The 22,956-nt window shown below is 71.1% G+C and carries 19 protein-coding genes; 17 read left to right on the forward strand and 2 right to left on the reverse strand.

The genetic code is table 11. From position 1 onward, the window contains the following. Positions 1 to 2: 2 nt before the first annotated feature. The 9 genes from EDF42_RS13285 (at position 3) to EDF42_RS13325 (ending at position 10,609) form a co-directional block, all read left to right on the forward strand. The gene (locus tag EDF42_RS13285; RefSeq protein ID WP_123672625.1) at positions 3 to 1,322 is read left to right on the forward strand and encodes a hemolysin family protein; all 1,320 of its coding nucleotides are present in this window, start codon (positions 3 to 5) and stop codon (positions 1,320 to 1,322) included. Continuing rightward, a complete protein-coding gene (gene era, locus EDF42_RS13290; protein WP_123292554.1) occupies positions 1,319 to 2,257 on the forward strand; it encodes a GTPase Era in 939 nt (312 codons plus the stop codon). Before EDF42_RS13285 ends, era begins: the two co-directional genes overlap by 4 nt. Before the next feature lie 67 nt (positions 2,258 to 2,324). Continuing rightward, complete coding sequence (locus tag EDF42_RS13295) at positions 2,325 to 3,611, forward strand: sensor histidine kinase (protein WP_260213431.1); 1,287 nt, start codon at positions 2,325 to 2,327, stop codon at positions 3,609 to 3,611. Then, the gene (locus tag EDF42_RS13300; protein WP_111085737.1) at positions 3,608 to 4,297 is read left to right on the forward strand and encodes a response regulator transcription factor; all 690 of its coding nucleotides are present in this window, start codon (positions 3,608 to 3,610) and stop codon (positions 4,295 to 4,297) included. Before EDF42_RS13295 ends, EDF42_RS13300 begins: the two co-directional genes overlap by 4 nt. A 111-nt stretch (positions 4,298 to 4,408) precedes the next feature. Then, positions 4,409 to 5,161, forward strand: a complete 753-nt coding sequence (locus tag EDF42_RS13305) for an ABC transporter ATP-binding protein (protein WP_123672627.1) — start codon at positions 4,409 to 4,411, stop codon at positions 5,159 to 5,161. Then, on the forward strand, positions 5,158 to 6,558 hold the full coding sequence (locus tag EDF42_RS13310; protein ID WP_123672629.1) for an ABC transporter permease: 1,401 nt from the start codon (positions 5,158 to 5,160) through the stop codon (positions 6,556 to 6,558). The genes EDF42_RS13305 and EDF42_RS13310 overlap by 4 nt, the downstream gene beginning before the upstream one ends. Positions 6,559 to 6,942: 384 nt before the next feature. After that, on the forward strand, positions 6,943 to 8,718 hold the full coding sequence (gene leuA, locus EDF42_RS13315; protein WP_123672631.1) for a 2-isopropylmalate synthase: 1,776 nt from the start codon (positions 6,943 to 6,945) through the stop codon (positions 8,716 to 8,718). A gap of 248 nt (positions 8,719 to 8,966) precedes the next feature. Next, entirely contained in the window at positions 8,967 to 9,815 is an 849-nt protein-coding gene (gene recO / locus EDF42_RS13320; RefSeq protein ID WP_123340405.1) for a DNA repair protein RecO, read from the forward strand. Continuing rightward, a complete protein-coding gene (locus EDF42_RS13325) occupies positions 9,812 to 10,609 on the forward strand; it encodes an isoprenyl transferase (protein ID WP_123672633.1) in 798 nt (265 codons plus the stop codon). Before recO ends, EDF42_RS13325 begins: the two co-directional genes overlap by 4 nt. A 25-nt stretch (positions 10,610 to 10,634) precedes the next feature. Here the strand turns inward: EDF42_RS13325 and EDF42_RS13330 are convergent, their stop codons facing one another. Beyond that, the gene (locus EDF42_RS13330) at positions 10,635 to 11,651 is read right to left on the reverse strand and encodes a LysR substrate-binding domain-containing protein (RefSeq protein WP_123672635.1); all 1,017 of its coding nucleotides are present in this window, start codon (positions 11,649 to 11,651) and stop codon (positions 10,635 to 10,637) included. A 70-nt stretch (positions 11,652 to 11,721) separates the two neighbouring features. On the opposite strand from EDF42_RS13330, the gene EDF42_RS13335 reads away from it, so the two are divergent. From EDF42_RS13335 to EDF42_RS13350, 4 genes are all read left to right on the forward strand, one after another. Beyond that, positions 11,722 to 12,777 carry an aminotransferase class V-fold PLP-dependent enzyme gene (locus EDF42_RS13335; protein ID WP_123672637.1) on the forward strand — a complete coding sequence of 352 codons (1,056 nt, stop codon included), beginning with the start codon at positions 11,722 to 11,724 and terminating at the stop codon, positions 12,775 to 12,777. Between the two features lie 107 nt (positions 12,778 to 12,884). Then, on the forward strand, positions 12,885 to 14,270 hold the full coding sequence (locus EDF42_RS13340; protein WP_123672639.1) for a glycine--tRNA ligase: 1,386 nt from the start codon (positions 12,885 to 12,887) through the stop codon (positions 14,268 to 14,270). 84 nt (positions 14,271 to 14,354) lie between these two features. Then, on the forward strand, positions 14,355 to 15,089 hold the full coding sequence (locus EDF42_RS13345) for a DsbA family protein (RefSeq protein ID WP_123672641.1): 735 nt from the start codon (positions 14,355 to 14,357) through the stop codon (positions 15,087 to 15,089). Continuing rightward, complete coding sequence (locus EDF42_RS13350) at positions 15,086 to 15,295, forward strand: hypothetical protein (RefSeq protein WP_123672642.1); 210 nt, start codon at positions 15,086 to 15,088, stop codon at positions 15,293 to 15,295. The genes EDF42_RS13345 and EDF42_RS13350 overlap by 4 nt, the downstream gene beginning before the upstream one ends. Before the next feature lie 119 nt (positions 15,296 to 15,414). Here the strand turns inward: EDF42_RS13350 and EDF42_RS13355 are convergent, their stop codons facing one another. Then, a complete protein-coding gene (locus tag EDF42_RS13355; RefSeq protein ID WP_123340412.1) occupies positions 15,415 to 15,900 on the reverse strand; it encodes an aminoacyl-tRNA deacylase in 486 nt (161 codons plus the stop codon). 47 nt (positions 15,901 to 15,947) lie between these two features. Here EDF42_RS13355 and dusB point away from each other — a divergent pair, with 47 nt between their 5' ends. The 4 genes from dusB to EDF42_RS13375 all read left to right on the forward strand — a co-directional run bounded on the left by dusB (position 15,948) and on the right by EDF42_RS13375 (position 22,839). Further along, the gene (gene dusB / locus EDF42_RS13360; protein ID WP_123340413.1) at positions 15,948 to 17,102 is read left to right on the forward strand and encodes a tRNA dihydrouridine synthase DusB; all 1,155 of its coding nucleotides are present in this window, start codon (positions 15,948 to 15,950) and stop codon (positions 17,100 to 17,102) included. Next, positions 17,099 to 18,460: a deoxyguanosinetriphosphate triphosphohydrolase gene (locus EDF42_RS13365; RefSeq protein ID WP_123672644.1), complete on the forward strand. Its 1,362-nt coding sequence runs from the start codon at positions 17,099 to 17,101 to the stop codon at positions 18,458 to 18,460. Before dusB ends, EDF42_RS13365 begins: the two co-directional genes overlap by 4 nt. A gap of 86 nt (positions 18,461 to 18,546) precedes the next feature. Further along, the gene (dnaG, locus tag EDF42_RS13370; RefSeq protein WP_123340415.1) at positions 18,547 to 20,460 is read left to right on the forward strand and encodes a DNA primase; all 1,914 of its coding nucleotides are present in this window, start codon (positions 18,547 to 18,549) and stop codon (positions 20,458 to 20,460) included. A gap of 747 nt (positions 20,461 to 21,207) precedes the next feature. Then, positions 21,208 to 22,839 carry an ABC transporter substrate-binding protein gene (locus tag EDF42_RS13375; RefSeq protein WP_123672646.1) on the forward strand — a complete coding sequence of 544 codons (1,632 nt, stop codon included), beginning with the start codon at positions 21,208 to 21,210 and terminating at the stop codon, positions 22,837 to 22,839. Positions 22,840 to 22,956: the final 117 nt, after the last annotated feature.

The following is a 22,956-nucleotide window of genomic DNA, read 5'->3' on the forward strand; positions in this document are numbered from 1 at the left end:
CGATGCTCGTCGTCGTCGGTCTGCTCGCGGTCGCGCTCGGGCTCGTCGTGCTCGGCGGGCTCCTCGCCGCGAGCGACGCCGCGCTCTCCGTGGTGTCCCGTGCCGACCTCGACGAGATCGCCCGCGGCAACAAGCGTCGTCGTGCGCTCGAGGCGATCGCGGACGACGTCGGCGCGCACGTCAACGCCCTGAACTTCTTCCGCGTGCTCGCCGAGACCGCCGCGGCCGTGCTCGTCACGATCGCCCTGGTGCGGGCGTTCGACAGCTGGTGGGTGGCGCTCATCGTCTCTGCCGCGATCATGACGGCCGTGTCGTTCGTGCTCGTCGGGTCGAGTCCGCGCAGCGTCGGACGGGCGCACGCCGAACGGCTGCTGGCGTCCACCGGCGGCCTGGTCCGTGCCGTCCGGATCGTGCTCGGTCCGCTCGCCGGTCTGCTCGTCCGGATCGGTGACCGCGTGACCCCGGGCCGCGGCCGCAGCGCCTCGACGGTGTCGAGCGAAGAACAACTGCTGTCCCTCGTCGACGAGGCCACCGAGAGCAACGTGCTCGAGGACGAGGACCGCGAACTCATCCACTCGGTCTTCGAGTTCAGCGACACCCTCGTGCGCGAGGTGATGGTGCCGCGCACCGACATGCTGACGGTCGACGGCTCGGACACGCTCGCCGCGGGCATGGAGCAGTTCCTGGCCGCCGGGGTGTCCCGCATGCCCGTCACCGGCAAGGACAGCGACGACGTCCTCGGCGTCCTGTACCTGCGTGACGTGTCGCGGGCGCTGTACGAGCGACCGGGGTCCGGCAGCGAGCGGGTCACCCGGCTGCTGCGTCCGGCCGAGTTCGTGCCGGAGTCGAAGGCCGCCGACGACACCCTGCGGCACATGCAGGTCGCGAAGAACCACCTGGTCCTGGTCGTCGACGAGTACGGCGGCGTCGCCGGTCTCGTCACGATGGAGGACCTCATCGAAGAGCTCGTCGGGGACATCTCCGACGAGTACGACCGCGCCGTGGTCGACCGGGTCGAGGTCGAGCCCGGCCTCTGGCGCATCTCGGCCCGACTGCCCGTCGACGAGCTCGGCGACCTGTTCGGCATCGAGCTGGACGACGACGACGTCGACACCGCCGGCGGTCTGCTCACCAAGGAGCTCGGCCACCTGGCGATCTCCGGCGACACGGTCACGGTTTCCGGCGTCGTCCTGACGGCCGACCGGGTCGAGGGCAAGCGCCGCCACCTCATCACCGTGCTCGCCGAACGCACCGACGCCCTCGCGGGTGTCGAGGGCGCCTTCGACGACGCCACCACCACGACGGGAACCACGCACGCATGACCGACTCCGACTCCACCCCCACCGCCTCGGGCAAGCCCTACCGCGCGGGCTTCGTCTCGTTCGTCGGGCGTCCGAACGTGGGCAAGTCCACGTTGACGAACGCGCTGGTGGGCCAGAAGGTCGCGATCACCTCGTCGAAGCCGCAGACCACCCGTCGCGCGATCCGCGGCATCGTGCACCGGCCCGACGGCCAGGTCATCATCGTCGACACCCCGGGCGTGCACCGTCCCCGCACCCTGCTCGGCGAGCGGCTCAACGACCTGGTGCAGTCCACGCTCGGTGACGTCGACGTCATCGGGTTCTGCGTCCCCGCCAACGAGCCGATCGGCCCGGGCGACCGCTTCATCAACGACACCCTCGACCAGTACCCGCGGGCCAAGAAGGTCGCGATCGTCACCAAGATCGACCGCACCTCGAAGGACAAGGTCGGCGAGCAGCTGCTGGCCGTCTCCCGGCTCCGCGACTGGGACTCGATCATCCCGACGTCCGGCACGAAGGGCCTGCAGCTCGAGGACCTCCTCGGCGAGATCACGTCGTTGCTGCCGGAGTCGCCCCAGCTGTACGACTCGTCGGCAGTGACCGAGGAGACCGACGAGGAGCGCATCAGCGAACTCATCCGCGAAGCCGCGCTCGAGGGCGTCCGCGACGAACTGCCGCACTCGCTCGCCGTCGTGATCGAGGACATCGTCGAGCCGGACGAGGACGACGACGCCGACGGGCCGCTGCGCATCTTCGCGAACCTGTTCGTCGAGCGCGACAGCCAGAAGGCGATCGTCATCGGCCACAAGGGGGAGCGCCTGAAGGACGTCGGCTCCCGCGCCCGCGTCGAGATCGAGTCGCTGCTCGGCGGTCGGCACGTGTACCTCAACATCCGTGTGAAGGTCGCCAAGGAGTGGCAGCGTGACCCCAAGCAGCTCGGACGCCTCGGCTTCTGAGCGTCGGGCGCCAGGAGTCATCCACACGAGGGACGCGCCCGTGAGCCGAGCGCCGTACCGTGGACGCGTGTTCCGTCCCATGCTGCGCGCGCAGGTCATCACCGACGTCGTCATCGCCGTGGTGCTCGGCTCGCTCGTGCTGATCACCTCGGCGCGGGGCATGGACTCCCCGCTCGCGATCGTCACGGTCGTCGGCATGACCGCTGCCCTCGCGCTCCGACGGCTGTCGCCCGGACTCGCACTGGCCGTCGCCTGGGTGTTCGCGGTCTTCGAGATGGTCACGGGCCAGATGCCCGACCTGTCGAACGCCTTCATCGCCGCGGTGCTCTACACGACGAGCGCCTACGGCAGTCGGCGGGTGCGGCTGGCAGGACTCGTCTCGGCCATCGTCGGGTCCGTCACCGCGGCGCTGTACATCGGCGTCGACGACTACCGGAACCGATTGACGATCGAGACCGCTTCGACGCCGTTCCAGGAGTCGGTGCAGGTCACGGTCTCGTACTTCGCCGTCGTCCTGCTCCTGTTGCTCCTGCCGTGGTTGGCGGGCCTCGTGGTCCGCACCCGTCGGTCGGCGAGCATGAGCCGCGAGGCCCAGCTGCTCGCCGAGCGCGACGCCGCCCGAGCCGACCGAGCGGTCGCGGTCGAACAGGAGCGCGTGCGCATCGCCCGGGACATGCACGACATCGTCGCGCACTCGCTCGCGGTCGTCATCGCCCAGGCGGACGGTGCCCGCTACGCACTGAAGGCCGACCCCGCCGTCGCGGACCAGGCCCTCGGCACCATCTCGACCACCGCCCGCCGGGCCCTCGGCGACGTCCGCGAGCTCCTCGGCGCGCTTCGGCACGAGCAGGGGACCGTCCCGACGCCGGAGATCGACGACATCGACCGGCTCGTCGGCGAGATGCGCCAGGTCGGCCTCGACGTCCGGGTCGAGCGCGAGGGCGACCCGACCGGCCTCCCCACCACGACGCAGCTCGCGGTGTACCGGATCGTGCAGGAGAGCCTGACGAACGCCTACAAGCACGGTGAGCCCGGCACGCCGGTGCACGCATCACTGACCTACCGCCCGGACACCGTCGAGATCGCGGTGGTGAACCGCCGTGCCGACGACGGCACCCGGGGTCCCGGCACCGGGCACGGCCTGGTCGGCATGCGCGAGCGTGCCACCATGACCGGCGGCACGATGACCGCCGGGGTCCGTGGCCCCGACTTCGAGGTCGCCGTCCGAATGCCCGCCGTCCCCGCGAGCGGGCAGATGCCCCGTGGGCGCATCGCCCCGACCGCGAGCCCGACCGCCGAGTCGGCCCCCGCCCCGACCATCAGTCCGACCGAGCAGGAGCGCACCGCCCGATGACCACCACCCCGCCGGCCGACGGCCGCATCCGCGTCGCCCTCGTCGACGACCAGGCACTCTTCCGCACCGGCATCCGGATGCTCATCGGCTCCCAACCCGACCTGCACTTCGTGGGCGAGGCGGGCGACGGTGCCGAGGGCGTCGAACTCGTCCGGCGCACCCGACCGGACGTCGTGCTCATGGACGTCCGGATGCCCGTGATGGACGGCATCACGGCGACCGCGCACATCGTCGAACAGGCCGGCACCGACGGCGCGAAGGTGCTCGTCCTGACCACGTTCGACTTCGACGAGGCCGCGGCGAAGGCCATCCGGGCCGGGGCGAGCGGCTTCGTGCTGAAGGACGCCGACCCGGAGTTCCTGCTCGCCGCCGTGCGGACCGTGCACGCCGGCACCGCGGTCTTCGCGGCCTCGGCGACGCGGGAACTCCTGCGGCGCTACGACGACTCCGTCGAGCAGGCCGCCACCGTGCCGGCGACGTTCGACGACCTCACCCCGCGCGAGCGCGAGATCTTCGACCTGGCGGCCCGCGGCTTCAGCAACAGCGAGATCGCGCAGCACGAGTACGTCAGCGAGGCGACCGTGAAGACCCACATCTCGCGGGTCCTGACGAAGCTCGGACTCCGCGACCGCGTGCGCCTCGTCGTGTTCGCACACGAGCACGGGCTGGTGAGCAAGGCCGACTGACGGACGTCATCCGATCGGATGACCCGTCCACAGGAAGTCGAGCCGAGCGGCTCATCCACAGGAGCCGCCCGACGGACGCGGGACGGGCCTCCCGGACGCCATCGTTGGTGCATGACCACCAGCCACGCTCCGATCATCCGACTCGACCACGTGTCCAAGCACTACGGCGACGCCGCACGCCGGGTGACGGCGCTCGACGACGTCAGCGTCGACATCGGCGCGGGGGAGTTCACCGCCGTGATGGGGCCGTCGGGGTCCGGCAAGTCGACGCTCATGCACGTCGCCGCGGGCCTCGACGCGGTGTCCGCGGGCCGCATCGAGATCGACGGGGTCGACATCACGGGGCTCGGTGACAAGGACCTGACCGAGCTCCGTCGCCGCCGGCTCGGGTTCGTGTTCCAGTCGTTCAACCTGGTGCCGACACTCGACGTCAGCGAGAACATCCGGCTGCCGTTCCTGCTCGGCGGGCACAAGCCGTCGAAGGACGAGAGCGGGTGGATCGACCGGTTGGTCGACCAGCTCGGACTCGGCAACCGGCTGTCGCACCGCCCGCACCAGCTGTCGGGTGGGCAGCAGCAGCGCGTCGCCATCGCCCGGGCACTCGCCTCGCGGCCGGCGGTCGTCGTCGCCGACGAGCCGACCGGTGCCCTCGACTCGCGCACCGGCCGTGACGTGCTCGCGATCCTGCGCGGGGCCGTGCAGGAGTGGGGTCAGAGCGTCGTCATGGTGACGCACGACCCCGTCGCCGCCGCCAACGCCGACCGGATCCTGTTCCTCGCCGACGGCCGGGTCGTCGCCGACCGCCCGGCGATGGACGCCGGCGCGATCTCCACCACGATGCTGGGGATGGAGGCGGCAGCGTGAACGGCGTCCGCTCCTTCGCCCCCACCGTGCTGGTCGCGGCGCTCGGCACCACGTTCGGCTCAGCACTCGTCATCGCCCCGGGCATCGTGACCGAGGCGCTCGGCGCCGCCGGGCTCGCCGACCTCGGGCCGGTCAGGGCGATCCTGTCCGTCGTCGGGTGGCTGTTCCTCGGCATCGCGCTGTACGTCGGCGCGATCGTCACCGCGAACACCTGCGCGACCCTCATCGCCGGCCAGACCCGCATCATCGCGCTGCAGCGGCTCGTCGGTGCCACCGGCGCCACGCTCCGGGCCCGGATCACCCGGACCGGACTGGTCGTCGGGGTGCTCGGCGGACTGATCGGCGCCGTCGTGGGAACCGGGCTGTCCGCGGTGTTCGTCATCGTCCTGCGCGGCAACGGGTTCCTGCCCGACACCGACTACACGCTCCTGCCGTGGGAACTCGTGCTCCCGGTCGTGGCCGTGGTCCTGGCGACCTGGGGAGCGTTCGCAGCGGGCTCCCGCCGGGTGCTGACCGTCACCCCGCTCGAGGCGCTGTCCTCGAGCGTCGAACCGAGCCACGACGACGTCCGCTCCGGCACCGCCCGCAAGGTCTGGGCCATCGTGCTCATGGCCGGCGGCGCGGCGCTCGTGCTCATCGGGCTCGCGGTCAGCGCGAGCTCGCCGATCGCTGTGCTGCCGGCTGCCCTCGGCGGGTTCGTGTCGTTCGCCGGCGTCGCCGTCGGAGCGACCATCGTGATGCCGCCGGTGCTGCAGCTCATCGGCCGGATCGGCTCGCACGACCCCGTCGTCCTGCTCGCCGGCCGCAACGCCATGCGTGCGCCGGGTCGGTCCTCGCGAGCGACGATCGGGCTCGTCATCGGCGTCACCCTGCTCGTCACCTTCGCCGTCGCACTGGGGATCATGCAGCACGTGCTCGAGGCCCAGCTCGAGCAGATGGGACAGGGCCAGATGACGACCGAGATGGTGCAGGCGCAGCGCGACTTCTTCGTGCAGCTGAACGCCGTCGTCAGCGTCATCGTCGGGTTCTCCGCCGTGATCGCCGCCGTCGGGGTCGTCAACGCGCTGGCACTCGGGGTCCTGCAGCGCCGACGCGAGCTCGGGCTGCTGCGGGTGCTCGGACTCACCGGGGCACAGGTCCGCCGGATGATCGTGACCGAGGCCGTGCAGATGGTCGTCGCGGCCGTCGTCTCGGGGCTCGTGCTCGGCACGTTCTACGGCTGGGTCGGCGGGCAGACGCTGCTCGGGTCGCTCGGTCACCCGGTCACGCCCGTGCTGCCGCCGCTCACCATCGGGATCGTCGTCGTCGGGGCCCTCGTGCTCGCGGTCGTCGCGACGATCGCGCCGGTGCGGCGCGCGATGCGCGTGCCCCCGACCGAGGCGCTCGCGGTCGACTGACGCGGTGCCCGGGTCGCACCACGCGGCGGACGGGAGGCTCGGTGCCAGCTGGCACCGTGCCTCCCGTCCGCCGTGCTGCGCGTCCACTGCCACGCCTGCGCCCGACGCGCCGCTCGCGTTCGTCGAGGTTCCACGATCTGCAGTTCTCGGCGGCGCTGGCGTCGATTCGTGGAACCTCGGCGAGCGACCGGCGGCATGTCGTGACCACTCGGGCGCCGACCACTGACGCGCTTGTCACACAGCAGCCCGCCGGTGCTACCGTGGACTCGATGTACTCGGCACTCCTCCTCCTTCGCTGCCGCGACGAGGCCTGACACACCGGCCCACCTCGTCGCGGAGTCCGTCGTGGCCGCCCTCACCCAGAGCACACGAAAGCGACGAACGATGCAGAACACGCAGCAGCCCTCCGGGATGCCGATCCACAAGTACGTCCCCTTCCACGAACAGATCTCGGTCGACCTGCCCGACCGCACCTGGCCGACGAAGCGCATCGAGCGGGCCCCGCGCTGGTGTGCGGTCGACCTGCGTGACGGCAACCAGGCCCTCATCGACCCGATGGACGCCGAGCGCAAGCGCGCCATGTTCTACCTGCTCGTCGGCATGGGCTACAAGGAGATCGAGGTCGGGTTCCCGAGCGCCTCGCAGACCGACTTCGACTTCGTCCGCAGCCTGATCGACGAGGGCGCGATCCCCGACGACGTCACCATCCAGGTGCTGACCCAGGCGCGCGAGCACCTCATCCAGCGCACGTACGAGGCGATCGACGGCGCGAAGCAGGCCATCGTCCACCTGTACAACTCGACGTCGATCGTGCAGCGCGAGGTCGTCTTCCGCACCGACGTGCAGGGTGTCGTCGACATCGCGGTGGCCGGCGCGAAGCTCTGCAAGGCGGCCGAGGCGACGCTGCAGCACGACACGACGGTCTACTACGAGTACTCGCCGGAGTCCTACACGGGCACCGAGCTCGAGGTCGCGCTGCAGATCTGCAACGCCGTGCTCGAGGTCTTCGAGCCCACCCCCGACCGCAAGGTCATCATCAACCTGCCGGCCACCGTCGAGATGGCGACGCCGAACGTCTACGCCGACTCGATCGAGTGGATGTCGCGCAACCTCGCCCACCGCCAGGACGTCATCCTGTCGCTGCACCCGCACAACGACCGCGGCACCGCCGTCGCCGCCGCCGAGCTGGGCTACATGGCCGGCGCGGACCGCATCGAGGGCTGCCTGTTCGGCAACGGTGAGCGCACCGGCAACGTCGACCTCGTCGCGCTGGGCATGAACCTGTTCACGCAGGGCATCGACCCGGAGATCTCGTTCGCGGACATCGACCAGGTGAAGCGCACCGTCGAGTACTGCAACCAGCTGCCGGTGCCGGAGCGTCAGCCGTGGGCGGGCGACCTCGTCTACACGGCGTTCAGCGGCTCGCACCAGGACGCCATCAACAAGGGCTTCGAGGCGATGAAGGCCAAGGCCGCCGCCGCGGGCAAGGACATCGACGAGATCGAGTGGGCGGTGCCGTACCTGCCCGTCGACCCGAAGGACATCGGCCGCTCCTACGAGGCCGTCATCCGCGTGAACTCGCAGTCGGGCAAGGGCGGCGTCGCGTACCTGCTCAAGACCGACCACGCCCTCGACCTGCCCCGCAAGCTGCAGATCGAGTTCTCCGGCGTCGTCCAGCGGCACACCGACACCGAGGGTGGCGAGTTCTCGTCGCAGCGCATCTGGGACGTGTTCCAGGACGAGTACCTGCCCGCCTCGACCGACGACGACAAGTGGGGCCGGTACGAGCTCACCAAGACGGCGACCTCGAGCGACTTCGACGGCACGACCTCGCTGTCGGTCGCACTCCGCGTCGACGAGGGCTCCGTCACCGCCGACGCCGTGGGCACCGGTCCGATCGACGCATTCCTCAAGGTCCTCGCCGAGCAGGGCGTCCAGGTCACGCTGTACGACTACTCGGAGCACACGATGAGCGCCTCCGGTGACGCCAAGGCGGCCTCGTACGTCGAGCTCGACGTCGACGGCGTGCGCCTGTGGGGCGTGGGCATCGACGCCGACATCTCGACGGCCTCGCTCAAGGCGATCGTGTCCGCGGTGAACCGCGCGGTACGCGCCGGTGCTGCTGCCGGCGCCGACTCGCCGGAGCTCGTCTCCGCCTGAGACGCGACCACGCCGGGAGGTGCGGTGCGGGCTGGACTCGCACCGCGCCTCCCGTCTGTGCCCGGTCTTTCCCCCGTCACGCGCGATGGCAGGTCGAATCGGGCGTACCTGGTCGATTCTTCCGACCAGGTACGCCCGATTCCGCTCGGTACCCCTGCGCGCGCCGCGCGCTGCGCGCTGCGCGCTGCGCGCTGCGCGCTGCGCGCCGCGCGCTGCGCGCTGTCGGCGGGGCGGGGGATACTGGGGGCATGCCGCTGTACCGGGACGAGTGCGTCGTGTTGCGCACCCACAAGCTCGGGGAAGCCGACCGGATCGTCACCATGCTCAGCCGGCAGCACGGCAAGATCCGCGCGGTGGCCAAGGGCGTGCGGCGGACCGCGTCGAAGTTCGGCAGCCGGCTCGAGCCGTTCATGGTCGTCGACGCCCAGTTCTACGAGGGGCGCTCGCTCGACATCGTCACGCAGGCCGAGTCGCTCGGGGCCTACGGGGCGCAGATCGTCGCCGATTACGGTGCCTACACGGCAGCCAGTGCGATGGTCGAGACCGCCGACCGCCTGAGCGAGGCCGACGCCGGGCTGCAGCAGTACCTGTTGCTCGTCGGCGCGCTGCGGTCGCTGTCGCGCGGTGAGCACCACTCCAGCGCCACGCTCGACTCCTACCTGCTCCGTGCGATGAGCATCGCGGGCTGGGCGCCCTCGTTCAGCGACTGTGCGGTCACGGGGGAGCCCGGTCCGCACTCCGCGTTCGTGGTGCAGCTGGGCGGGGTCGTCGCCGACCGGGCTGCGCCTCCCGGCACGCCGCGGCTCGACCCGGCGACCCTCGGCGTGCTCGGTTCGCTGCTCGCCGGTGACTGGGCGACCGTGGACGCCACCGACGAACGGACGCGGTCGCGGGCCTCCGGCGTGGTCGCGGCCTACGCCCAGTGGCACCTGGAACGATCGCTCCGGTCCCTGCCGCACGTCGACCGCTCGGAGCACCCGCTGCCCGTGCCGCTGACCCACGACGGACCCGAGGCGACGGCACGCGCGGTGGCCTCGACCCCCGCACCCGCCGTGCCCGAGCCCGATCCCGCTGTCGAAGGAACCCCCACCGCATGAGCCCCCGCCGCCCCGACGACGCCGAGCCGTTCCGCCCGATCGACTGGACCGGTGAGACACCTCCGCCGATCCCGGCCCGGTTCGTGCCGGACCACGTCGCGATCGTGATGGACGGCAATGGTCGGTGGGCCAACGGGCGCGGGCTCACCCGGATCGAGGGGCACAAGGCAGGCGAGGCCTCGCTGCTCGACGTCGTGGCCGGCGGGATCCAGATCGGCGTCAAGCACATCTCGGCGTACGCGTTCTCGACCGAGAACTGGAAGCGTTCGCCGGAAGAGGTCCGGTTCCTGATGGGCTTCAACCGCGACGTCATCCGTCGTCGGCGCGACCAACTGAACGAGTGGGGCGTCAAGGTGCGGTGGGCCGGACGCCGTCCGCGGCTGTGGCGGAGCGTCATCGACGAACTCGACCGTGCCGAGCAGATGACCGCGGGCAACGACGTGCTGACGCTGACGATGTGCGTCAACTACGGCGGCCGGAACGAGATCGTCGACGCCGTGCGGGCGATGGCCGAAGAGGTCGCCGCCGGACGCCTCAAGCCGAGCCAGGTCACCGAGAAGGCACTGGCGAAGCGGCTCTACGTGCCCGAGATGCCCGACGTCGACCTGTTCCTGCGCAGTTCGGGGGAGCAGCGCACGAGCAACTTCCTGCTGTGGCAGTCGGCGTACGCCGAGATGGTGTTCCTGGACCGCCTGTGGCCGGACTTCCGGCGCACGGACCTGTGGGGCGCGATCGAGGAGTACGCACGCCGCGACCGTCGCTACGGCGGTGCGGTCGACGCCCCGACCGCCTGACGCACCCGACCGCCTGACGCACCCGTCAGCCGGGCAGCGGCCCATCGAGCAGGTGTGCCGCCGACCGCACCGCGTCCAGGGCCGCACGGACGCTCGGGACGCGCTCGGCCCCTCGGGCGATGACGACCTCGACCCGTCGGGCCAGGTCGTCGTCCACGGGGTCGACCCGGACCCCTGCGGGGATGACCGTCGTCGCGAGTGCCAGCCGGGGGAGCAGGGCCACACCGAGTCCGGCGGCGACGAGCCCCACCACCGCAGCCGCGTTGTCGGTCTCGAGCACGATGTCCGGGGTGAACCCGGCGGTCGCACACGAGGCGAGCAGGTGGCCACGGCACCGGGGGCAGCCGCCGATCCAGCGGGCGTCGCGGTGCGACGCGAGGTCCACGGCAGAGCCCACGGCGCCAGAGCCCAGGGCACCGGCGCCCACGATGCCAGAGCCCACGGCACCGGCGCTCACGGTGCGGGCGGTGCCCGAGCCTCCGGCCGGCGTCACGAGGGCGAGCGGATCCCGCCCGAGTGCCCGCGTGACGAGCCCGGGGTCCGGGGCGGACCCGACCTCGTCGCCGACGTAGGTGAAGGTCAGGGCGACGTCGACCTCCCCGCTCCGGAGCAGGTCGAGCGCCTCGGGCGGTTCGACCTCGACGTACGAGGTCGTCACCCCCGGAGCCGTCGCCGCCATCCGGGCGAGCACGGCGGGCACGAGGGCCGACGAGGCGCTCGGGAACCCGGCGAGGCGCACGCGGCCGCGGGTCAGACCCCCGACGGCGTCGAGGTCCTCGCGCGCGGCGGTCAGTGCGGCCTGCACGTGCAGGGCGTGGTCTGCGAGCACCCGACCGGCGTCCGTCAGGGTGGCACCGCGCCCGCCGCGACCGTCCTGCCCGGACCGCAGCACCAGGGTGTGCCCGAGCCGACGCTCGGCCCGGGCGAGCAACTGGCTGACCGCGGGTTGGCTCGACCCGAGCGCTGCGGCGGCGCGGGTGATCGACCCACCGTCGGCCACGGCGCGGAGGACCCGGAGCAGCTGGGGATCGATGTCGTCCATCACGCGATGTTATCGGCTGCACAACGAACCCGGCCTGGTGTGATGGGGCACGAGCCGGGACGCTGTCCGCATGGACTCCTTCCCCGCCGGCCGTGGCTACCTCGCGGCGTGCACCGCCGGTCTGCCCACCCGGGCCACGCTCGCCGCCCAGCGGGCCGACCTCGACGCGTGGTCCCGCGCCGAGACCTCGCCGGCCCACTACGGGGCGTTGGTCGAGGAGGGCCGCGCGCTGTTCGCCGCTCTCGTCGGGGTGCCGGTGTCCCACGTGGCGACCGGCTCGCAGACCTCTGTGATGGCCGCGGTCGTCGCCGACGCCTTGCCGGACGGTGCCGAGGTGGTCGTGCCCGACGGCGACTTCAGCTCGGTCGTCTTCCCGTTCCTTGCCCAGGCGCACCGAGGCGTCCGCGTCCGGCACGTGCCGCTCGACCGGCTCGCCGCGTCCGTCGGGCCCGACACCGCCCTCGTCGCGTGGTCCGCGGTGCAGTCCGCCACCGGCGCCGTCACGGATCCGCAGCCGGTCGTCGCCGCGGCCCGGCGGGTCGGTGCTCTCACCCTCTGCGACCTCACGCAGGCGGCCGGCGTCCTGCCCGTCGACGCGGCACTCTTCGACGTGACGCTGACGCACGCCTACAAGTGGCTCTGCGCCCCGCGCGGCGTCGCCTTCATGACGCTCTCCGACACCGCCCTCGGTCGGCTCCGCCCCGTGCAGGCCGGCTGGTACGCGGGGGAGGACGTCTGGTCCTCGTGCTACGGCCCCGACATGCGCCTGGCCGACGACGCCCGTCGCTTCGACGTCTCGCCGGCCTGGCAGGCGTGGCCCGGTGCCGTGGCCGCGCTCGAACACGCGGTCGCGCTCGACCAGCAGGCGGTCTGGAGGCACGCCACCGGTCTCGCGGATCGGCTGTGCGACGCCCTCGGGTCGCCTCGACAGGGCGACGGGCAGGCGATCGTGACGTTCGCGGACGCCGACGGGTCGGCCCTCCGGGCCCTCACCGCCGCCGGGCTCACCGCGTCGGGGCGTGCCGGGCGACTCCGGATCGCGTTCCACCTGTGGAACGACGAGTCCGACGTGACCGACGTGGCGGCCGCACTGCGCGGGGTGGGGGCGACCACGTCGGCGAGGTGAGCGCTGCGGGCGGACGCGGGGCGGGCCTCCTGGCCGACGAACGCCGGTAGTCTTGCCCGGACCGTTTCCGCACCGAGCACCCAGCTCGGCGACCTCTGGAGCACTCTTTGGCACAGCCCACCCGTCTCGACAGCGTCATCGCCCTGGCCAAGCGCCGCGGCTTCGTCTTCCAGTCGGGTGAGATCTACGGAGGCTCCCGCTCCGCGTGGGACTACGGGCCCCTCGGTGTGGAGCTCAAGGAGAACATCAAGCGTCAGTGGTGGCAGCGGTTCGTCCGCGGCCGTGGCGACATGGTCGGCCTCGACTCCGCCGTCATCCTGCCCCGCAAGGTGTGGGAGGCATCCGGCCACGTCGCGACCTTCACCGACCCGCTCGTGGAGTGCCTGCACTGCCACCACCGGTTCCGCGAGGACCACCTGATCGAGGCGTTCGTCGCCAAGAAGGGCCGCGACCCCGAGGGCCGCATGGCCGAGATCGCCTGCCCGAACTGCGGCACCCGCGGTGAGTGGACCGAGCCCCGCGAGTTCTCCGGGATGCTCAAGACGTACCTCGGCCCGGTCGAGTCCGAAGAGGGCCTGAACTTCCTGCGCCCCGAGACCGCGCAGGGCATCTTCGTCGACTTCGCGCAGGTCGTCACGACCAGCCGCATGAAGCCCCCGTTCGGCATCGGCCAGGTCGGCAAGGCGTTCCGCAACGAGATCACGCCCGGCAACTTCATCTTCCGCACCCGCGAGTTCGAGCAGATGGAGATCGAGTACTTCGTGCCGCCGGCCGAGGCGGGCGAGCACTACGAGCAGTGGATCGCCGACTCGATCGCGTTCTACACCGAGCTCGGCATCGACCCGGAGAACCTCCGCCGCTTCGACGTGCCGGACGGCGAGCGGGCGCACTACTCCGACGCCACCGCCGACATCGAGTACCGCTTCGGGTTCACCGGATCGGAGTGGGGCGAGCTCATGGGCGTCGCGAACCGCACCGACTTCGACCTCAACAACCACATCGAGTCGTCCGGCCAGGACCTGCGCTTCTTCGACCAGGCCGCCAACGAGAAGTACGTGCCGTACGTGATCGAGCCGTCCTTCGGCCTGACCCGTGCGCTCATGGCGTTCCTGCTCGACTCGTACCACGAGGACGAGGCACCGAACGCGAAGGGCGGCGTCGACAAGCGCACCGTGCTGCGACTCGACCCGCGCCTGGCACCCGTCAAGGCCGCGGTGCTGCCGCTGTCGCGCAACGAGCAGCTCTCGCCGGTCGCCCGCGGCCTGGCCGACGACCTGCGCAAGAACTGGAACGTGGACTTCGACGACGCCGGTGCGATCGGCCGTCGCTACCGTCGCCACGACGAGATCGGCACGCCGTTCTGCATCACGGTCGACTTCGACACGCTCGAGGACAAGGCCGTGACCGTGCGCGAGCGCGACACCATGGCGCAGGAGCGGGTCGCCCTCGACCAGCTGCAGGACTACCTGGCGCAGCGCCTGCTCGGCGCGTAGGGGCGTCGCGGGCGTCGCGGGCGTCGCAATCGCCGGAACCAGGTTCTGCGGGAATGCGCGCGCGACGCCCGCGTTGGGATCAGCATGAACGACTCCGTGAAGGTCGATGTCTGGTCGGACATCGCCTGCCCCTGGTGCTACATCGGCAAGCGCAAGTTCGAGGCCGGCGTCGCCGCGTTCGGCGCCTCGGCGGACGGCGGCCCGGTCGAGGTCGAGTACCACTCCTTCGAACTCAGCCCGGACACCCCCGTCGACTTCGAGGGCACCGAGGCCGAGTTCCTGTCGGAGCACAAGGGCATGCCCGTCGAGCAGGCGCAGCAGATGCTCGACCAGGTCACCGGCATCGCGGCCTCGGTCGGGCTGGACTACGACTTCGAGGCCGTGCACCACACGAACACCGTGAAGGCGCACCAGGTCATCCACCTCGCCAAGCAGCACGGCAAGCAGCTCGACATGGTCGAGCGCCTGTTCACCGCCTACTTCGAGCGCGGCGAGCACGTCGGCGACGACGTGTCGCTGGCCGACCTGGCCGCCGAGATCGGGCTCGACCGTGACGAGGTCCTCGCGACGCTCCGTGACGACTCGCAGCTCGCAGCCGTCCGCGCCGACCAGGCCCAGGCGCAGGCCTTCGGCATCAACGGCGTCCCCTTCTTCGTGATCGACGGCAAGTACGGCGTCTCGGGCGCGCAGGACCCGGCAGCGTTCGAGCAAGTGCTGACGCAGGTCGTCGCGCTGCGCGGGACGACTCCGGACGAGGTCGCCTCGGCGACCGAACGCGCTGCGGACGACGCGAGTGCCGACGTGGCGGCGACCCGATGACGGGCGCGACGGTCACCGTCGGGGGTGGGGTGGGCCTCCCGTCCGCCCCGTCGGTACCGGATGCGATCTCCGGTCTGGAGGCGCGCCCCGGCCTGCTCACGCTGGTCACGCCCGGCGGTGCGCCGGTCTGCGACGGTGATTCGTGCCTGATCGACGCCGGATCGTTCGCCGGTGCCGAGGGCGACTGGACCGAGGTACCGGACTGACGGTTCCGCCGGTCGCACGTCGCGCGCTGCTGGGGCCGCGCCCCCGTGCGGTCGTTGCGCCCCGACTCTGCGGGGCGCGACGGCTGTGCGGGGGCGCGATCCGTCGGTCGCCGGACCGATCAGGCGCGCTGCGGTTCCTCGTCGGTGATGTCGGCGACCGTCGCGCCGTACGCGGCGACGAGGTCGTCGGCGTCGACGAAGGCGCTCGCGCCGTGCCGGCCCGCGCCGAGGGCGACCCGTCGACCGACGATGCGGTCGTCGGCGTAGACGGGCAGGTCGCCGGTCGCTCCGATGGGCGTGATCGTGCCGCGTTCGTAACCGGACGCCTGGAGCGCGGTCGCCGCGTCGGGCATCGAGAGCTTGTTCACCCCGACGACGGTGCGGAGCTTCTTCCACGCGATGCTCCGGCCGCCCGGCACGAGCGCGAGCAGGAAGCCGCCGTCCTGCCGCTTCACGACGAGCGTCTTGACGATGTCGCCGGGGTCGATGCCGAGCATCTCGGCGGCATGCTGCAGGGAGTCCGCGGCGGGGCGTTCGACGACCTCGACGGACAGGCCGCGGGTCGCTGCGTCGGTGTCGAACCGGGTGCTGGCGTCGATCGTCATGTGGAGAACGCTACCGGCGCGCACCGACGTGGGAGGATGGAGCAGGTATGACGATCACACAAGCCCCAGCACGGCCTCTGCGCATCGGCCCGATCGAGGTCGACGTGCCGGTCGTGCTCGCGCCCATGGCGGGCATCACGAACATGGCGTACCGCCGGCTCTGCCGCGAGTACGGCGCCGGTCTCTACGTCTGCGAGATGATCACCTCGCGCGCGCTGGTCGAACGCACCCCCGTGTCGATGCAGCTCATCCAGCACCACGAGTCCGAGACCCCGCGGTCGATCCAGCTGTACGGCGTCGAGCCGAACACCGTGGCCGAGGCCGCATCGATCCTGGTGGGCGAGGACCGTGCCGACCACATCGACCTGAACTTCGGCTGCCCGGTGCCCAAGGTCACCCGCAAGGGCGGCGGCGCGGCCCTGCCCTGGAAGCTCGAGCTGTTCCGTGAACTCGTCACGAAGACCGTCCGCGCCGCAGGGAACGTGCCGGTCACCGTGAAGATGCGCAAGGGCATCGACGAGGACCACCTGACCTACCTCGACGCCGCCCGCATCGCGCGGGACGCCGGCGTCGCCGCGGTGTCGCTGCACGCCCGCACGGCGAACGAGCACTACTCCGGTCACGCCGACTGGTCGGCGATCGCGACGCTGAAGGAAGCCGTCACCGACATCCCGATCCTCGGCAACGGGGACATCTGGTCGGCTGCCGACGCCCTGCGCATGGTCGACGAGACCGGCGTCGACGGCGTCGTCGTCGGGCGCGGGTGCCTCGGGCGTCCGTGGCTGTTCGGCGACCTGGCTGCGGCGTTCCGCGGCGAAGGGTTGCGGTACATGCCGACCCTGGGCGAGGTCGCTGACGGGTTCCGTCGGCACGCCGAACTGCTCGTCGAGTTCTTCGGGTCCGAAGACCACGGCTGCCGCGATGCCCGCAAGCACGTGGCCTGGTACTTCAAGGGGTACCCGATCGGCAGCGACGTGCGATCCGGTCTCGCACTGTCGTCGAGCCTGCAGGAGATCGACGACCTGCTCGGCCAGCTCGACCGCGACGCACCGTACCCGGGCGAGGGCGCCGAGGGCCCCCGTGGTCGCTCCGGCAACCCGAAGCGCACCGCCCTGCCGGACCGCTGGCTCGAGTCACGCGACGTCGACAGCGAGTTCCGCAAGGTCCTCGCCGCCGCCGAGCTGCACCACAGCGGCGGATGAGCGCCACCGCCTCGTACGGCCCGGCCGACGCCGAGCGCTGGCTCCCCGAAGAGCACGGCAACCGCCGATCGGACTTCGCCCGCGACCGCGCACGCCTGCTGCACTCCAGCGCGCTCCGTCGCCTCGCCGCCAAGACCCAGGTGCTCAGCCCGACGACCGGGCTCGACTTCGCCCGCAACCGCCTGACCCACTCGCTCGAGGTGGCGCAGGTCGGTCGCGAGCTCGCGGACTCGTTGGGCCTCGACCCCGACGTGGTGGACACCGCGTGCCTGGCGCACGACATCGGCCACCCGCCCTTCGGCCACAACGGTGAGACCGCCGTCAACGCCTGGGCGGCCGGCATCGGCGGGTTCGAGGGCAACGCGCAGACGCTTCGGCTGCTCACCCGGCTCGAGCCGAAGGTGTACGGGCTCCGTCCGGGGTCGGGCGCCGCTGCCGGGGCCGACGCGGGGGCCGACGCGGGGGCTGGCGCGGGGGCTGGCGCTGGCGCTGGCGTCGAGCGTCCCTTCGGGCTCAACCTGACGCGCGCGTCGCTCGACGCCAGCTGCAAGTACCCGTGGCCGGCTGCGCAGGGCGTCTCCGAATCGTCATCGGGTCGGACCAAGTTCGGCTTCTACGACGACGACCACGACGCCTTCGAGTGGCTCCGTGCCGGGGCGCCCCGGCGGCAGCGGTGCATCGAGGCGCAGGTCATGGACCTGTCCGACGACATCGCGTACTCGGTGCACGACTTCGAGGACGCCGTCGTCGCCGGGTTCATCGACGTCGCGGCGCTCGGCGACCGGGTCGGCGAGAACGACATCGTCACCGCGATGCACGCGTGGGTGGGCGACGACCTGAGTCGAGAGGAACTGCTCGAGGCCTTCGACCGCCTCCGTGCCCTGCCGCTCTGGATGACCTCGTACGACGGGTCCCGGCGCGACGCGGCACACCTGAAGAACCTGACCTCGCAGCTGATCGGACGCTTCGCGCGGACGGCGACGGCCGCGACCCGCGAGTCCTACGCCTCCGGGTCCCTGGTCCGGTTCGCAGCATCGGTGGTGACACCGCCGGAGATCATCGGCGAGATCGCGGTCCTCAAGGGCATCGTGGCGGCGTTCGTGATGACGCAGGGCGACCGGCAGCCCGTGTACGAAGACCAGCGTCGGATCCTGACGGAGCTGCTCGACGCCCTGGCGGCATCGGGTGCGTCGGACCTCGAGCCCGGCTTCGCCGCCGACTGGCGTGCGGCGTCGGACGACGACGGGCGACTCCGTGCCGTGGTCGACCAGGTCGCGAGCCTGACGGACCAGGGGGCGATCGCCTGGCACCGTCGGCTGGTCGTCGGCGAGCGGGAAGCGGTCCACATCCCGGTGTGAGTGGTTTGCTCCGTCGGCCTCGGTGGCTCGTCCACATCTCGGGCCCGCGGTCGGCCGAGGTCGGTCCCACGAACTAGGATCAGAGGGTGGCTGGCAGGATCGCGCGGAACGACATCGACGAGGTCCGCTCGCGTGTCAACATCGCCGACGTCGTCGGCGACTACGTCACGCTGAAGAACGCGGGCGTGGGCTCGATGAAGGGGCTCTGCCCCTTCCACGACGAACGCTCTCCGTCGTTCCACGTCCGGCCTCAGGTCGGCCGGTACCACTGCTTCGGCTGCGGCGAGGACGGCGACGTCTTCAGCTTCATCATGGCGCAGGACCACACCACCTTCGCCGAGGCCGTCGAGCGCATGGCCGCGAAGATCGGCTTCACCCTGCACTACGAAGAGGGCGACGGGCCGCGCACCGACTACAACACCCGCGCCCGGCTGATCGCCGCCAACGAAGCCGCGCTCGAGTTCTACACGGCGCAGCTCACCACCGCCGCGGCCGACCCTGCACGGCGGTTCCTGGGGGAGCGCGGGTTCGATCCCTCGGCGGCGCAGCACTTCGGTGTCGGCTTCGCCCCGAAGTCGTTCGACATGCTCAAGGACCACCTGCGCGGTCGGGGCTTCACGCTCGAGGAACTCACCTCGGCCGGGCTCGTCAGCCAGGGCGACCGGTCGCCGTACGACCGGTTCCGTGGGCGCCTGATGTGGCCGATCCGCGACGTCACCGGGGCGACGATCGGGTTCGGTGCCCGTCGCCTGCTCGACGACGACAAGGGCCCGAAGTACCTCAACACGCCCGAGACTCCGATCTACCACAAGAGCCAGGTGCTCTACGGGCTCGACCTGGCCCGCCGCGACATCTCGAAGCAGAAGCAGGTCGTGATCGTCGAGGGCTACACCGACGTCATGGCCTGCCATGTCGCCGGCATCACCACCGCGGTCGCCACGTGCGGCACCTCGTTCGGCGTCGACCACATCAAGGTGCTCCGCCCGATGCTCGGCGACCTGGCCGGCGCCGACCCGAACGCCAACGGCGAGGTCGTCTTCACCTTCGACCCGGACGAGGCCGGGCAGCGTGCCGCATCCCGCGCCTTCGCCGAGGAACAGCGGTTCGCCGCGCAGACCTTCGTCGCCGTGGCACCCGGTGGCCTCGACCCGTGCGACCTCCGGCTCGCCCGCGGCGACGACGCCATCCGCCGCCTGATCACGAACAAGCGCCCGATGTTCGAGTTCATGATCCGCCGCACGTTGGAGGGCCACGACCTCGAGACGGTCGAGGGCCGCGTCAGTGCCCTCCGCGCCGCGGCCCCTGTGCTCGCCGGCATCCGCGATCGGTCGCTCACGCAGGGGTACGTCCGCGAGCTCGCCGGCTGGCTCGGCATGGACATGCCCGAGGTCCGTCGATCGGTCGAGACCGCGCGTCGGCGTGCGGGGTCGACGGACGATCGGTCAGGAGGCCCGGGGCGCGACGGCCGCGCCGGTCACGCCACCGACGGGGCCGGTGTGGTCGAGGAGCCCGTCGCCGGGATCCGCTCGCTGCCGAACGACCCGATCAGCCGCATGGAGCGCGACGCCGTCATGGCGATGGTGCAGCAGCCGACCTCGGTCGGAGCGCCGCTGCTCGGGCTCGCCGCGTCCGCCACGTTCTCGGCCCCGATGCTCGCCGTCGTGCGGGACGCCGTGGTCGCCAACGTCGACGTCATCGGGGCGGGGGACTGGCTCGACCGGTTGCTGGCCGACGTGCCGACCCCCTTGCGCACCCTGACGCACGAGCTGGCCCTCGCGCCGATCCCCGCCCGCAACGCCGAGGACCTCGCCGCGTACTGCCGGAGCATCGTCGTCGCCCTGGTCGAGCGGGACCTGCTCGCGCGCAAGGCCTCGTTGCTCGGACAACTGCAGCGTGCGGACCCGCACGAGCAGGCCGAGCGACGCGCCGAGATCCAGCGGCAGCTCGTGGACATCGATGCGCAGCGCATGCGGCTCCGCGCCGACGCCGAGGCGTCCTAGCCCTTCGCTCTCGCCGCCCGAGTGCCAGGCGTCGTGCGACCCGTTCGACCTGCCGCCTGCCGTTCGCCCAGGTTCCGAAATCTGCGCATCTGGCCGCACTCGAGCGGCACTGCGTGGAACCTCGGCGAGCACGAGTGCCGAGGTGACGCGACCGCCGGACGTGACTGAGGCCGTGCGGCGCAACCACGTCGCAGAGGTGACGGTCGCTGCGGAGATGTGCCGGGCCTCCCGGTCGGCGTGCCGAGGTTCCGCAACATGCCGCGTGCGCGATGCCGAGGTTCCAGTTCCGGGCCGTACGGGCGTCGAGATGCCGAGATTTCGGAACCTCGGGGTGCCGCGCGTGCGAGGCGAGGCGGGACCGCAGGCGGGACGTGATCGGTCGGCGGAGGCAAGGGGGCGAGGGCGGGCCTGGCGGTCGGCGTGCCGAGGTTCCACGACATGCCGCGTGCGGGACGCCCAGGTTCCGCTACGGAGCTGCACGAGCGTCGAGATGCCGAGATTTCGGAACCTCGGGGCCGGGGGCGGGGCCCGTTGCACCGCGCAACTTTCGTGTGCGGCGCGCCGGGTCGATGCGCACGAATGATGCATCACGCGCCGGGTGCTTGCATTACAGCGGTGTAAACAAATCGCTCCCGGTTCGATCTGTTCCGTGACAGGGTGATACCAATGAGCGTTCCTGGCCGGGCACACAGACGTACCACCCGCCGGTCCGGACACTTGCACCCAACTTCAAGAGAGGCATCGAACATGGCATCCGTGTTCAAGAAGCACACAGCCACGTGGGGCAGGCGCGGCATCGCGCTCGGCGCCGGAGCAGCAGCGACGGCGCTGGTGCTGACCGGCTGCGCGAGCAGCAGCGTGAGCGACACCGAGCTGAACGGCCTGAGCATCGGGACGACGGACAAGATCACGTCCCTCGACCCGGCCGGCTCCTACGACAACGGCTCCTTCGCCGTGCAGAACCAGGTCTTCCCGTTCCTGATGAACACGCCCGTGGGCAGCCCGGACGTCGAGCCGGACATCGCCACGAAGGCGGAGTTCACGAGCCCGACCACGTACGAGGTCACCCTCAAGGACGGCCTCGAGTTCGCGAACGGCAACAAGCTCACCTCGAGTGACGTGAAGTTCTCGTTCGACCGCGAGCTCAAGATCAACAACGAGAACGGCCCGCAGTCGCTGCTCGCCAACCTCAAGAGCATCGACACCCCGGACGACACGACCGTGGTGTTCAACCTCGACCACGCCGACCAGACCTGGCCGCAGGTGCTCTCGAGCCCCGCCGGCCCGATCGTCGACGAGGACGTCTTCAGCGCGACGAAGCTCACCAGCGCCGACGACATCGTCAAGGGCAAGGCGTTCGCCGGGCAGTACCAGATCAGCTCCTACAAGGAGAACCAGCTGATCCAGTACAAGACGAACCCGAAGTACGACGGCCTGCTCGGCAAGGCGAAGAGCGACGAGGTGACGGCCAACTACTACACCAAGGAGACCGACCTCAAGCTCGCCGTGCAGAAGGGCGACGTCGACGTGGCGTACCGCTCCCTGACGCCGACCGACATCTCGGACCTGCGCAAGGACGACAAGCTCAAGGTCACCGACGGCCCCGGCGGCGAGATCCGCTACGTGGTCTTCAACTTCAAGACGCAGCCGTTCGGCACCGGTCAGGACGACGCCGACGAGGCGAAGGCCCTCGCCGTACGCCAGGCCGCTGCTGACGTGGTCGACCGCGCCGCCCTGGCGAAGGAGGTCTACAACGACACCTTCACGCCGCTGTACTCGATGGTGCCGGACGGCCTCACCGGTGCGGTCCAGCCGTTCAAGGACATGTACGGCGACGGCGACGGTGGCCCCGACGTCGACAAGGCGAAGAAGACCCTCTCCGACGCCGGTGTCTCCGGCAAGGTGCAGCTCGACATCCAGTACGCGCCCGACCACTACGGTTCGGCCTCGGACGACGAGTACGCGCTGCTGAAGACGCAGCTCGAGGACTCGGGCCTGTTCACCGTCAACATCCAGTCGACGGTCTACACGACCTACGCCCAGGAGCGCACGAAGGACGCCTACCCGGAGTACCAGCTCGGCTGGTTCCCGGACTTCTCCGACGCCGACAACTACCTGTCGCCGTTCTTCACCAAGGAGAACTTCGTCCAGAACCACTACGACGACTCGGTCATCCAGGACCTCATCGCGAAGGAGCAGGCGGAGTCCGACCCGGACAAGCGTGCCGACCTGATCGAGCAGGCCCAGGAGCGCGAGGCATCGCAGATCTCGACGCTGCCCCTGCTGCAGGGCAAGTCCGTCGCCGTCGCCGGCAAGGACGTCAAGGGCCTGACCCTCGACGCCTCGTTCAAGTTCCGGTACGCCACCCTCAGCAAGTAGCACCACGCCCCTCGCGCAGGCCGCGGGCGTTCCCACGAGGAACGCCCGCGTGCCTGCGCACCGGCATGAAAGGCACCCCTCCCCGTGACCCTGAGCACCCCCGAGGCGACCCAGGAC

Origin of the sequence: Curtobacterium sp. PhB172 (genome assembly GCF_003752545.1) — a bacterium.
GTDB lineage: Bacteria > Actinomycetota > Actinomycetes > Actinomycetales > Microbacteriaceae > Curtobacterium.

Bases quoted from the DNA above. Each gene is read 5' to 3' on its own strand.
- EDF42_RS13285 (WP_123672625.1), top strand. From the start codon at position 3: ATGCTCGTCGTCGTCGGTCTGCTCGCGGTCGCGCTCGGGCTCGTCGTG.
- era (WP_123292554.1), top strand. From the start codon at position 1,319: ATGACCGACTCCGACTCCACCCCCACCGCCTCGGGCAAGCCCTACCGC.
- EDF42_RS13300 (WP_111085737.1), top strand. From the start codon at position 3,608: ATGACCACCACCCCGCCGGCCGACGGCCGCATCCGCGTCGCCCTCGTC.
- EDF42_RS13305 (WP_123672627.1), top strand. From the start codon at position 4,409: ATGACCACCAGCCACGCTCCGATCATCCGACTCGACCACGTGTCCAAG.
- leuA (WP_123672631.1), top strand. From the start codon at position 6,943: ATGCAGAACACGCAGCAGCCCTCCGGGATGCCGATCCACAAGTACGTC.
- recO (WP_123340405.1), top strand. From the start codon at position 8,967: ATGCCGCTGTACCGGGACGAGTGCGTCGTGTTGCGCACCCACAAGCTC.
- EDF42_RS13325 (WP_123672633.1), top strand. From the start codon at position 9,812: ATGAGCCCCCGCCGCCCCGACGACGCCGAGCCGTTCCGCCCGATCGAC.
- EDF42_RS13330 (WP_123672635.1), bottom strand. From the start codon at position 11,651: ATGGACGACATCGATCCCCAGCTGCTCCGGGTCCTCCGCGCCGTGGCC.
- EDF42_RS13335 (WP_123672637.1), top strand. From the start codon at position 11,722: ATGGACTCCTTCCCCGCCGGCCGTGGCTACCTCGCGGCGTGCACCGCC.
- EDF42_RS13345 (WP_123672641.1), top strand. From the start codon at position 14,355: ATGAACGACTCCGTGAAGGTCGATGTCTGGTCGGACATCGCCTGCCCC.
- EDF42_RS13350 (WP_123672642.1), top strand. From the start codon at position 15,086: ATGACGGGCGCGACGGTCACCGTCGGGGGTGGGGTGGGCCTCCCGTCC.
- EDF42_RS13355 (WP_123340412.1), bottom strand. From the start codon at position 15,900: ATGACGATCGACGCCAGCACCCGGTTCGACACCGACGCAGCGACCCGC.
- dusB (WP_123340413.1), top strand. From the start codon at position 15,948: ATGACGATCACACAAGCCCCAGCACGGCCTCTGCGCATCGGCCCGATC.
- EDF42_RS13365 (WP_123672644.1), top strand. From the start codon at position 17,099: ATGAGCGCCACCGCCTCGTACGGCCCGGCCGACGCCGAGCGCTGGCTC.
- EDF42_RS13375 (WP_123672646.1), top strand. From the start codon at position 21,208: ATGGCATCCGTGTTCAAGAAGCACACAGCCACGTGGGGCAGGCGCGGC.